The sequence below is a fragment of the Frankia tisae genome (assembly GCF_025403405.1).
GTDB lineage: Bacteria > Actinomycetota > Actinomycetes > Frankiales > Frankiaceae > Frankia > Frankia tisai.
Genome location: NZ_JANEZT010000190.1, coordinates 1 through 12,888, shown reverse-complemented (window position 1 = coordinate 12,888; position 12,888 = coordinate 1). Strand labels below are relative to the sequence as shown.

Below are 12,888 nucleotides of genomic sequence, written 5' to 3'. Positions count from 1 at the left end.
GTGTCGGGCGCCTCCACGATGCCGGGGTGGACGACGCCGGGCGGGTGGACGACGCCGGGCGCGGGAACGTTGCCGGCGGGGTGCGGGACGGGAACAGGAACGGGAACAGGAACAGGAACGGGAACGGGAACGGCGACGGGGACGGGAGGAGCGGCGAGGACGGTCTGGCCGATCATGCCGGGTCCGGGCTGAGGGAGGCGTCCATCTGCGGGACGACCCACACGGTCGCCTCCTGCGGGGGGCCGAGCAGGTGGGTGAGCACCCGGTGCAGGGTCACCTCGTCGACGCGCTGCGGGTACGGGCCGGCCGCGATGTGCCGCAGCAGGTCCGGATCCGGGACGATGCCGTGCTGGTCGAGGTAGTAGGCGGCGGTGTCGGTCCACACCCAGTGGCCGTCGGTGCGGAACGTCATCGGCACCACCTCGCCGCGGTCGGGGACCACGACGTCGACCATCCGGGTGGACGTGCCGAGGATCGGATGGCCGGCGTCGAGCCAGGCCAGCAGGTCGGCCCGGTCGTCGGGGTCGTCGATGCGCGGCCGGTCGGGGGCGAAACGCGGACCGGCGATCGGGTCGACCTCGTCGAAGACCCGGGCGACCGTCACGTCGGCGGCCGGTTGGCGCGCCCACAGCAGGGCACCCGAGTGCCGGGCGAGGACCTGGTACGGGAGGGCTTCGACGCCCGCCGGGCACACCTCGACCTGCGGGTCGGGTTCGCCAGCGGCCAGCAGCACCTCCCCCAGCCGGGCGGCCAGCGCGGCCAGCGCAGCCGGGGCGGCCAGCGCGGCCGGGGACGATCCTCGGGGCTCGGGCTCGGGCTCGGCGGGCGGCGGCCCGGCGGTGACCACGAAGATCCGCTTCGGCCGGGGCCAGGGGGCGCCGCCCGCCGGCACCCGCCAGGAGCGCCACAGGCCCAGCGCGTCCGGCTCGGCCTGGGCGGCCTCGACGATCGCCCGTTCGGCCACGTCGAGCCCGCCGGGGCCGGGCTCGCCGGTGAGATCCAGCGGCATGGCCGCGCCGGGACCGTTCGCGGCCGGGTCGGCGGAACGGAACTCCCAGGCGTTCGGCAGGCGCTCGTCGAGCGGCAGTGCGTCCAGGGCCAGGACGAGATCACTGTCCTGGCCGGCGGCCGCCAGCTCGTCGCGGACCAGTCGCAGCTCCCCGCCGCCGGCCCCGAGCTGTCCGGCGGTGACGGTGAAGGCGATGGCCTGCGCGATGTCGAGGCGCAGGCCGGCGGCGAGCCAGGAACGGGCCTCGCTGATCAGCTCGTCGGGCAGGTACCCGGCGAGACCGAGCAGCGCCCAGTGCCAGGCTTCGACCGCATCGTCGGTAGCCGCCGGACCGACACCGGCCTCGCCGACCTCGTCGCCGGTGCGCATGTCGGGAGCCTCGGTCACCGCGTTCTCCCTCTGCCTCGACGGCGCCCACTCGCCTGGCGGCGGCCGGCGTCGGTTGCGTGCCTGCCCAGAGCACGCCTGAGCCGGGCGCAACGGTTCACGTGGACTGATGACCCCGCGGGTTCTGGGCGTGCAGCCCCAGCTTCCGCAGGAGCACCAGCGCGATGATGCGTTCGACCACCCGGATCACGAAGCCCAGCGTGATGTCCGCGGGCCCGGCCCGGTGGAAGTACCGCCCGGAGCTGAAGCCCACCAGGGCCGTGCGGAAGGCACCGAGGACGACGCCGGACACCAGGCTGCCGCTGCCGGCCACCGCGCCGGTCAGGGCCGCGTCCTGGCCCCGCAGCGGGAAGTACTTCGGCGGGATGCCGTAAAGCGCCGAGGTGGAGGTCTGGGCGACGAAGGAGGACAGGAAGCCGACGAGGAGGGTGGCCTGGAAGTAGTCGTAGCCGGTACCCCGCCACCGGGGTGGGTTCTCCGGGCCGGCCCACTCGTTGTCCCAGTGCTTGTCGTGGTTCAACGGCTTACGGGTGTAGTGCTTGCCGCCGTCGACGTTGGCGAGGCCGTCCTTCCAGGACTTCAGCGGACTGCCCTGGATGTCGTGGGCCACGCTGTTGGCCACCTTGAGCAACGAGGTGATGGCGGCGGCGGTGAAGATGCGTGCCCAGTCCAGCCCCTGGAACTGGCCGCGCCTGACCGCGGCGGTCGCGAGGATCATGGCCGCGGCGTCGATGAGGAACTCCTGGCTGAAGTCGATCGCCGCCCGCTGGAAGACGAGCCGGCCGCGGGGTGTGAACGAGCCGGCCAGGCCGTCGACCGCGGCATACTGCAGCCGGTTGGACTCCCGCCACATCCGGTCGTAGCCACGGAACTGGTTCAACGGGCCTCGGTGCTCGAACTCTCGGCCGACGAGGGTGAAGGCCGAGTGGGGAACCAGCTGCCACCGGCCGAGTGGTGAGCGCTCCCACACCGTCCCGGACAGGCTGCGAAAGCGCAGCAGGTCGCCTCGCGCGTCGGTCTCCCGCCACTGCTTGTGGAACTTCTCCGTCTCGCGGAAGATCCCCGAGTTCAGTGCGGTCTCCTTCCGTTCGCGGAAGACGTCGCCGTGGTCGTACTCCTTCCATTCGCCGGTCCCGCTCGGCTGGGTGGTCAGCAGCCGTTGGGGGTACTCGCGCACCCGGCCGTCGACCTGTTCGCGCAGGATCTCCTGGGGGTTGGCGGGGTCGACGTCGCGCCAGTCGGTGGCCGCGGTGCCCGGGGGGACGTCCGGCTGCCACGCCTGCCGGCCCGCCGTCGCCCACTCGCGGACCGCCGCACTGCCGGCCTTGACGTTGCCGGCGGGGTCGCGGATCTCGGAGTGCCAGGTGTTGTGCGCGTCGCGCCAGGCGAACAGCGACGCCCCCTTGCCCAGCGCACGGACGTCGCGGACCCGGGTCCTGGTCCGGGTGCCCGGGGTGAGCTGCTGGTAGTCACGGAAGGAGTCGTCCCAGGCGTCGGTCCCCTGGTTGTTGCGACCGCTTATCCGCACGCCGTCGTTGCCGGCGCCGTCCTCCCATTTCCAGGTCTTTCCCGCATCGGCACGGCCCGTGCCCCTGATCGTGACCGGGCCGGTGGCGCCGGGGAAGGTGTCGCGCCGGCCCACGATCTGACCCATCGGGTTACGGGTGATCGTGGCCTCCCGGCCCGTCAGGGTGAACGGCGCGGTGCCCACCGGCGGGTTCGGCTGGTAGACGGGCTGGTCCGTGCCGAGGAACGACACGACGTTCCCGTTGCCGTCGGTGTAGCGGACGACGACCCGCGGGGTGAAGGGCCCGCCGGGCTGCGCCGTGTCGATCCAGCCCGGCCCGCCGGCATGGAAGTGGCGCTCCCCGGTCGCGACCGTCGCCTTGGCGCCGTTGATCTCCCGCCAGGTCAGCGGCGGGCGGGGAACGCCGGTGGTCAGGGTGCCCGCGGGTTCCCAGCCGGCCGCGGTCCGGCCGATCTCGACGGTGTTGCCGTTGTCGACCACGAGCGCGCCGCGGACGAAGTGGCCGTTCTGGGTGAAGTCGGCGAACGACCCGTCCGGGGTCATCACCCGCACGCCTCGGACGATGTTCGCGCCGGTCCCGACGTTCGGGCCCACCCGCTCCTTCCACCGATACACCTGGTAGCGACTGTCCGCGAAGATCGCGCCAGGCTGAGGGAAGTCGACCTGCCCCCACTTGGCGCCGAAGAACCGGGCGATCAGCCGGCCCCCCGCGTTCGACACCGCGCCCGGCGCCTGCCAGACCATCTGCGGGGGACGCTGCTCGGCATATCGAATGATCTTCATGCTGTTGCCGTCCGCCAACATCTCCCCGCGGCCGCTCTCCTTCCCCTGCGGGGAGATCTCCTGGTAGGTCGGCTCGACGCGGTAACTGCCCGCGCCGTCCGGGGAAAGGTCGTGCTCCCGGTAGTGCAGGGCGTGCTTGAAGGAGTTGAACGCCGTGTACTGCTTCTGGGCGAAGGTGACCGGGGTCCCGGTGCCGTCGCCGGGGCCGAACGTGTCGGTCCAGGCATGACGGTCCCGGTGGCGAACGCCGTGCATCAGCAGCCGGCCGTCCTTGTCGTAGCGGAACCACAGCCAGTGCCCACCCGGCTGGAGTTCACCGCGGACCAGCCCCTTGGCCAGCGTCGTCCGGCCCTCGCGAACCAGGGTGTCCGCGACCGGATGGTGGGCGTGGTCGGACCAGACCGCCCCGTCGGACTCCACCCCGAACGCCCGTTTCCCCCGGGCGACATGACCGCCGTAGAGGCCGCCGCGCCCCTCCTCCCACTCGTGCCAGTGCCGCTTACCGTCGGGTGAGCGCAGCACCTCCAACGGGTTACCGCCGCCGAGCACCTCCCGGGAGTAGAACGGCGTGCCGTCCGCGCCGACGAGCTGGAGGCTGCCGTCGTGCAGCGCCTTGGCGGTGCCCCTGCTGTTGTAGGCAGCGACAGGGGTGGCGCCCCCGGCGGGATCGGGAACCGTCAGCGGACCGGCCCCGTCGCGGCGGGTCCACGACGCCGGCGTGCCGGGGGCCAGGTCGACGAGGAAGTGCGTGCCGTCGGGACGGCCCCGCTCGTCCAGGAAACTGATCTTTTCGCGCAGCAGCCGGCCCTCCCCGTCGACCTCCCGCCAGTCGGAGCGGTGCTGCCCGCTCCCGGTGTCGGCGAGCCGGAACCCGTCCGGCGTGCGGGTCACGGTGACGGCCGCCGGGTGGCCGCCGCTGAGCAGGCTGAGCTGTGTGGCCGCGCCCGGTCGATGGTCGAGGTGGAGCTGGCGGTGGCCCTGGATCACGCCGCCGGCCGTGCGCAGGGGGATGTCCTGCTCCAGCAGGTCGCCGTTTGCGGCGAAGACGCGCCGCTCCCCGTCGCGGGTCTCCAGGTGGAACTCCCCGCTGCCGGTGGGGACGACCGCCCAGGTGCGGGTGTTACCCAGTGGGTCGACGGTGCGCCCCGTCCGGGTGACCCAGTCGATGTCGACGTGTCCCAGGTCCTGCGCCGCCGGCGTCGGCTGTGCCCGGTCGGACATCCGCACCCGCTCCGTGACGAGGCGGCCGTCCGCTTCGTACGTCTGCCCGTCGCCGCGGGGATCCCGCAGCTCGACTCGGCCGCCGGCACCCGCCGTGACCTGCCAGTTCGCGATCTGGCCACCGGGGCGGAACGTTTGGGCGGTGGCACCGTTCCAGTCGATCTCGATGTGCTGCGGCGCCCGGCCCACCGCCACCGCCGGCACCGCCGGGTCGGCCGGCGTCAGCCGCTCAACCTGGAGGGACCCGCTGCGGTCGTAGATGCGGTGGTCGCCCCGGTGCGCTCCCGGGCCGTCGTCCGTCACCTGGTATCCATTGCCGTGCGGGGTGACGGTGCGCTGCGGTACCGGCTGACCGTCGGCTCCCTGCAGGGTGTATCGGCCGGCCGTCAGATCGGCCACGATCGCCTGGCCGGCGATCCGGGCGCCACCGGGGTCCCGCGGCGCCAGCGTCTCCTGGTGCAGGTCACCGTCGGCCGAAAACACCTGGATGTCGCCGTCGTGGTCGAGCCGGAACCCGCCGGCGCCGTCCCTGACGGCCTGCCAGGTCCGCGCCGCCCCGTCCGGGTCGACGGTGGTGGCCGTCCCCGCCACCCAGTCGATGTCGACCCGGCCGAGGTCCCGCAGCAGGTCCGGGCGCAGCGAGTGGGACAGCGAGGTCCTCTCGCCGAGCAGCCGGCCGTAGGCGTCGAAGACCCGGTGGTCGCGGGGATCGTCGGGGTCGCGGGGATCGTTGTGGCCCCCGGAATCCACGGGCTCGCCGGGGTCGTCGAGCCGGAATCCGCCGTCGGGCAGGGAGCTGACTCGCCAGTCCCGGACCGATCCGGCCAGGTCCACGGTGCGCGCGGTCCCCTGGGGCCAGGCGATGTCGACCCGGCCCAGCGACGGCGGTGGCGTAGGAGCCGGCCCCGACGGCGCCGGCGTGGACGCGGCTGGGGGCGCGGGGGCTGGGGACGGCGGCTGCGTCAGGGCCAGCCGCTGGGCCACCAGCCGCCCGTCCCAGTCGTAGTCCCGCACGACGCCCTGGCCCGGGCCTGGCCCGGTGTCCACCACCCGGTAGCCGCCGCCGATGCGGGTCACCGTCGCTCCCGGCGCGGGACCGCCGTCGGTGGGCAGGAGATGCGGCGGGTCCGCGTTCGGGCTGAGGTCGACATGGAGCTGGACGCCGTCGAGCGGCAGGCCGTCGACACCGCGCAGCGGCATGTCCTGGGCCTGCAGAACACCGCCGACGTCGTAGACCCGCTGTTCCCGGCCGTCGGTCAGCCGGAACCCGCCCCCGTCCTCCCGGTCGACCTGCCAGGTGCGGACCGTGTTCGCCGGGTCCACCGTGTTCGCCGGGTCCACCCCGTGCGCCGGGTCCGCCCCGTGCGCCGCGTGTTGCAACCAGTCGATGGTGAGATGTCCCTGCGGCCCACCCGGCCCGCTGGTCGGCAGAGCGGAGCGGACCGGCTGCCCGGAGTCGTCGTACTCATGAAAGTGGTCGGGCCCCGACGCAATCCGAAAGCCGCCGTCATCACGGCGGTCGACCGTGCCCGTGAGGACGACGGCACCCGCGGCGTCGACGACGGTGCCCGTCACGGGCTCGCCGATGGCGAGTGGCGGGTTTACGATGTCGAGCCGTTCCCCGCCGGCCAGATCGCGGTGATAGCGGGTGTGACCTGCGGGCGCGGCGGTCGACGTTCCTGGCTGGACCATCCCCAACCACCATGCCTGCTGGCCATCCCCACGCAGCTCCAGCACCGGGGCCCGGGGCGGTGCGGGCTGGGCGTGTTTGAGCAGCTCGACCTCGACCGGAACACCCAGACGCCGCGAAAAAGCCCGCCCCACATTGTTGATCCACGTGTTCAGATCCTCGGCCGGCGGCTCATGCCGCACCTTCTTACTCATGAACCGACCCGACTTGTCATTCACAACAAGCGACCCGTCAGGCCGACGGCGCAGCTCACCACTCATCCGCGCCGTCATCTCCACCGCCCGACCCGCCGCATCAAAACCCACCACAATCGACGGATGACCCAAGTTCACAATCTTGTCCACGAACTCCTCGAACGACGGCACCGGCTCCCTGTCCTCCGGCGCCACCGGCCGACCCTCCCGCTCCGCCTGCACCACCCGCTCCGCCCGCACCTCCCCCGCCCTCACCACACCCCTGTACAAACTCGCAACATCCTCCGGCGGAACAACCGTCAACGGCTCCTCACTACCCAGATAGATCACCCCGTCCGCACCCACCGCGTACTGCCACACCATCCCCGGCGTAGCACCCTCCACATGCTTCGGCGAAAACCTCTCCAACGTCGTCCACAACGGATTCAGCCGAATATCACTCCTGTCATCGACCTCCCAGGACTTCACATCCTTCCGCCGCAACGCATCACCGAACACCACATCCAAAGCCGACCGCGGACCAGGATCAGCCGGCGGCACAGGATCAGCCGGAGCAGGATCAGCCGGGGGCGCAGGGACGATCGCCTCCCCAGGTGCCGGTCTCTCTGGCGCAGGCACCTCGAAACCAGGCACCTCGGGCATGGGGACCTCGGGTAGCGGGACCTCGGGTAGCGGGACCTCGGAAGCAGGCACCACCGGCGCGAGCGTCTCGGGCGCCGGTGCGGGGTTACCGGGCTGTTCGCCGGGGGGCTGCGCACCTCCGCGCAGCGCCGGGCGGTCCTTCGCCCACTGACGCAGTGCGTCGTCGTAGGCCGACTGGACCATGTCCGGCCGCTGGCCCAGCCGCGCCAGGTCCGCGGTGGCGTCGTCGCGGTGGCCTTCGGCGCGCACCAGCCGCTCCCAGGCGTCCCGCTGCCGCGGATTCATGGGCTGTTTACCCAGACCGGCCGCCGTCGAGCTCGACGGCCCACCGGGACCGTCCCCCACCTGCAGATTCAGACGGGCGTAGGCTGCCTGGGCCGCCCCGACCTCGTGGCGCGCCGCAACGACGCGCCACCATGCCTGCTCGACCTGCTCGACCTCCACCGGATCGGTGATGCCGAGACGAGGCACCCACGACGACGCGGGCATCGATCCCACCAGCGCCATCGAATCCGGCTGGGGCCGCGGGTAGGCCGGCGGAGCCGGCTCGGAGTCGGCGCCGTGGATCGCGCCCGCCGCATCGAGCTCGGCGATGCGCGTCAGGACGACCCGCTGAAGATCCCCCAGGCGCCCGCCCGCCTGGTGGTCGAGGAACATGGCCGCGACGTCGACCCCGGCGTCCCGGGCGAAGTCGAGTACCCAGGGCTCGAGCACCGCGGCGATCCCCTGCTCCAGCGGCACGTCGGCGGCGGGTGCGGGCGAGTAGCTCGGTGCGGGCGGTGCGGGAGCCGTGGGGACAGCGTCCGCGGGGGGAACGTCCGCGGGGGCGTCATGTCCGGTGACGCCGCCGGTGAGACGGTTGGCCGTACCGCGCACCGAGCTCGCGGTCCGCCGGCCACCGCGATCGCCCCAGGCCGTCATCCCCGGCTGGTGTGTGCGCGCCGGGAGCGCACCCGCGCTCGCCGTGCTCACCGGCGGCAGCGCTGCGATCCCGCCGTGGCCGGCGGAGCCGGTGTCGACGGCCATCCCCCGACCGTCCGGCCCGGCGACCAGTACCCGTAGATCCACCGGGCGCAGCGGCGGTCGGTTCAACGCCAGCACCCGTTGTTCGCCACCGAGCTGGGTCTCGATCCACACCAGCCGGTCGCCGACGTTGAGCAGCATCGCACCGTGGCGAGCCAGGCCCGGCGGCCCGGCGACCAGGTAGGCCGCTGCCCCAGGCCCCAGCGTGCGGACCTGGTCGAGCACGCCGTGCCAGGTGGGAATTCGCTGCCAGGGGGTGCCGAGCATCCCCGCGAGTCGCTGCGCCGGCCCGGTCGCGTCGTCGCCTGCCCGGCTCCCGGCACTCGCGACCGGTGGACGGCCCGATCCCATCAGCCCGCGGGCACTTTCGACGAGACGCACCATGCAGTCGGCGGTGATGCTCGGCCCGTTCCCGAACGCCTCGCGCAACCGGTCCAGCACCGGGGCCACCCTGGCCTGCTCCCCCACCGGCAGCCCCGCTGCCCGCGACGGCAGCGGCTCCACTTCGGCATACAGCTCCGGGAACAGCTCGGGAGCGACGGTCGGGGGCCCGGCCGTCGCAAGCGGCCCGACTGCAGCGCCGGTCAGCATGCCGGACCCGATGACGAGCGGAAGCTGGTGGCCGGAGGCGGAGAATCCGCCGGCGACAACGGTCCCGGTCGCCGGCGGCGCACCGGCGTGACGATCCGTCGGCCCGGCGGTCGCAGCCCCGGGCGGAGGTTCCGCGGGCAGAGGCATGGAGTCCGGCGGCGCAACCACGGGGTCCACCGGCACGGCTGCGGGCCGAGACACGGAGTCCACCGGCGCAATCGCGGAGTCCACCGGCACCGCTGGGGAGTCCGTCGGCACGAGTGGGAAGTCGACCGAGGGGAGCGGCGGGTTCGGCAGCACGGCGCCGTCGGACGGCTGGATCGCGCGGGCCACGTCGGGTGCCACAGCAGACGGGGCCGATGTGGCACCCGCCAGCGGCTCGGCCGAACCGACCACGGATGGATCGGACGGCTGCCCGCCGACCGGCGGGGTGGAGGGCGCCACCAGCTCCGGCGGCGCACTCGGCAGGCCCGGGTTCGGCGACCCGGGCAGGACCGACGTAGCTGCAGGGACGGGAGGCTCCGCCGGAATTACCGGCCCAGACACAGCCGGCCCAGACACAGCCGGCGCGGCCACCGTGGCCGTGGAGCGCACAGCGGCCGGGGAAGCGGACGGTGTGGGGGCGGGAGTGACATCCACCGACGTGACCGGAACGGTCGCGGGCGTCGCCGGCGGCGGTATGGCGGGCGTCGCCGGCGCAGCGGTGGGTGCCACGGCTACCGACGGGGTCACCGTCCCCGGCTGCGCGGTCGGCCCCGGCTGCGCGACCTCCGGCACCGGCGGCGGCACCGGTACCACACTCGGCGACACCGATGGTGGCACCGGGGCTGACGCCGCCGGCGGCGTTGGAGCTGGCGCGGACGGTGCGGTCAGCGCGGCGGGCAACGGTGCCGCCGGCGCGGGCCCGACCGGCTTTGCGCCGCTGTCCGGGGCCGCCCAGCTTCCGGGCCCTGGTACGGCGGGCCTGCCGCCGGCTGGCGGCACAGGCGCCGGTGGGGCCAGCGGCACCGGGACGGGAGACGGGAGCGGGACGGGAGACGGGAGCGGGGCGGGAGACGGGACGTCGGTGGGGTCGATCACGGGGTCCGCCGCCGGCATGGGCACGAGCGGGCCGTGCGGTGCAGCGCTCGGGGCGGGCCCGCCGGCTGCGGCGTACGGGTCCTCCGGCTTGGGGTGGCCGCTCTGACCGGGGAGGTCAGCGAGGTGGGGCAGGTCGCCGAAGTCGAGCAGATCGTCGAAGTTGGGCAGGTCGGCGAGGTGGGGCAGGTCGTCGACGTCTGTCGCGTCGGTGTACGTGGAGCCGACCGAGGCGACGCTGAACACCGAGGCGGTGTCCCACGTCGAGTCCCCGTCCGCCTCCGATCCCGAGTCCCCGTCTGGCTCCGACCCCGAGTCCCAGTCCCCGATCGAGTCCCAGTCCCCGATCGAGTCCTCATCCGAGAACGAGCCGACATCCGAGAACGAGCTGATATCCGGTATCGATGCCAGGTCCGGGCCGTCGGTCTGCCCTCCGCCGAGGCCCGAGCCGCCAGCGTGCGGGGTGGCGACGGCGGGGCCCGTCCCCCGGTGGGGCCCCACATCGCCCGAGGAGCCCATGCCACCCGAGGGGCCGCTGTTCTGGCCGGTCCCGCCGTCGGGTGAGTCACCCGTATCCGGGCCCGGGCCCGACGGGCCGCCGGGAAGATTGTTGGGGATCGGGGCCGGCGGGGGGATGACGTCGGGCGGGATGAGGCCCGCTCCCTGCATGCCTTTGCGGCCCCCGCGGCCCACGTGCCCGGCGGCGTTCTCCGTGCTGCCCTCGACGGCGCCGGAGATTGCGTCGTCGACGACGGACGTCAGGCTCCAGTCGCCGTCGACCAGGCCGCTGGCGATGATTCCGCCGCCGGCCTCCAGGATGACGGAGAGGGCGCTTTCCAGGGCGATACTCGCGATGGGATTTTCGGCCCCGCCGACGACACCGATATGTTTGAGCCAGGCGTCCGACTTGGTCATGAAGCCTTTCATCCCGGGCAGCCCGAGCAGGCTGGTGCCGGCGGCGGCCAGGCCGTACTTGACCATGTGCAGGATCTCGCCGTTGTCGAAGCCGCCGCGCCGGCCCTCGAGGATCTGCCAGGCCTGCGCCACGATCGACGAACCGGGCATGAACAGCATCTGCATCGCCAGGATATGCGCCGCCGTCTTCGCCGTCGCCAGGGACAGCACGCGCTGGATGAGCGTGCGGGTGGTGATGATGCGCGCCGCCGCCTCCTCCGGCTGGCCGAAGGCGGCCTCGATCGCCGCGATCGCGAGCTGGATCTGCATGAAGATGAACATCACGAAACCCTGCTTGCGGGTGTAGTCCATCTGCAGTTCCTGCTTGCGCAGCATCGCCGCCGCCGACTTCAGCAGCAGGCCGGCCTGCAGCAGCAGTTTCGGGTCCTCGATGACGAACTGGGAGGTCTGCGCGACGAACCGTTTCCCGGCGGTGTTGTTCACGGTGGCTTTGACCGAGCGGATGATCTGTTCCAGCTCCGTCGCGAGCTGCGTGGTCACCTGTTCGGCGCCGTGGTCCAGGTCGTCGGCGAGGGCGCGCATCACGGGGAGTTTCGCGCCGGGCAGCCGCATCCCGGTGAAGGCGTAGATCGCCTCATCCATGGATTTCGACACCCGGCGCCTCCCTTCGGGGCCGTACGGTGGGATCGACGGGAACGGTGACGGGCTGTCAGCTCCGATGGCCCCCGGGCCAGCCCTCGGCGGTCTGCGTCGTGCCGTCCTCGGTCTGGTCGCCGATGTGGCGCACGAGGTCCAACCGGTCGCCCTGCAGGCCGATTGCCTGGCCCAGCGCGCCGTAGATCTTCCCGAAGGCCGTCATGATCTTGTCGAAGGTCAACTTCGCGTACAGCGTGGGCTCGTCCTTCGCATCGCCGACGAAGTCGGTACCGGCCACCCCGTCGAGCCAGGTGCCGAAGGTGACCACCATGCCGCGGTAGCCCAGCAGCGGCGACACCGCGCGGGCGAGTTCGTCGCTGTCGTGTTCGAGCAGCTCGTCGCTCATGCCCACTGCCCGGTCTCGTCCGGCGGCACCGGCGCACGGCCGTCGTCGGGCATGTTCCGGGTGAACATGTCGGTCAGCTCGTCGACGAGCTCCTCCACCGACCCGATCTCCGCGAGCCGACCCACCGACGACGGCAGCTCCCGCATCAGCTCCTGCACGCCGGCCAGGGCACGTTCCCGCGCCCCCTTGCGGGCCTGCTCGATGGTCTTGACGAGCAGGCCCGCAAGCTCGGCGGGGGCGAGCTCGCGGTAGGCGTCCCCGCGGAACTTCAGTTCCTGGATGTCGCCCTGCCCACCGACGGTCACCGAGAGCAGCTTGTTCTTGTCGCTGGCCTGGAAGGTCACCTGGGCGCCCTCGGTCCGGATCCGGGTGGTGATCTCCTCGGTGCGGGCTAGTTCCGCGAGCGTGGACTCCAGCAGGCTGTCGTCGAACAGCGCCATGGGCCTCCTCCTTCTCCTTCGGTGATCCGGGCCCTGTGCCCAGACCGGTGGTGGGGGCTCGCCGGCAGCCGGGGACGGTGGTCTGCCGGCGAGCCCCGCCGGGTTCACCGCCCGCGGCGGGTGCGGTCGCGGGTCGGCGGGGAGGGGACGACGACCGGGCCCTGGGTGACGTCGGGCTCGCTCGACGCCGGGCCGTCGGCGCGGCCGACGACCGCCGGCGCGCACTCGGGGTCCGTGCCCCATACCTCCTCGTCCTCGGTCAGCCAGGTATTACGCTGTCGTTCCTTGGACTGGCCCTGGCCGGGGCCCCCGCCCATGCCGCCCATGGGCATGAAGGGCATCCCGC

General features: G+C 72.9%; 5 protein-coding genes. All 5 read right to left on the bottom strand.

The annotated features are described in order from the left end of the window. Window positions 1-172: 172 nt before the first annotated feature. A complete protein-coding gene (locus NBZ85_RS18315; RefSeq protein WP_261559471.1) occupies window positions 173-1,396 on the bottom strand; it encodes a hypothetical protein in 1,224 nt (407 codons plus the stop codon). A gap of 97 nt (window positions 1,397-1,493) precedes the next feature. Further along, window positions 1,494-11,714 carry a hypothetical protein gene (locus NBZ85_RS18310; RefSeq protein ID WP_261562288.1) on the bottom strand — a complete coding sequence of 3,407 codons (10,221 nt, stop codon included), beginning with the start codon at window positions 11,712-11,714 and terminating at the stop codon, window positions 1,494-1,496. 55 nt (window positions 11,715-11,769) lie between these two features. After that, window positions 11,770-12,102: a hypothetical protein gene (locus NBZ85_RS18305; RefSeq protein WP_261560618.1), complete on the bottom strand. Its 333-nt coding sequence runs from the start codon at window positions 12,100-12,102 to the stop codon at window positions 11,770-11,772. Further along, window positions 12,099-12,542: a YbaB/EbfC family nucleoid-associated protein gene (locus tag NBZ85_RS18300; RefSeq protein ID WP_261560619.1), complete on the bottom strand. Its 444-nt coding sequence runs from the start codon at window positions 12,540-12,542 to the stop codon at window positions 12,099-12,101. Before NBZ85_RS18300 ends, NBZ85_RS18305 begins: the two co-directional genes overlap by 4 nt. A gap of 104 nt (window positions 12,543-12,646) precedes the next feature. Continuing rightward, window positions 12,647-12,888 (bottom strand): hypothetical protein (locus NBZ85_RS18295; RefSeq protein ID WP_261562287.1); only part of this gene is annotated, 242 nt, incomplete at its 5' end.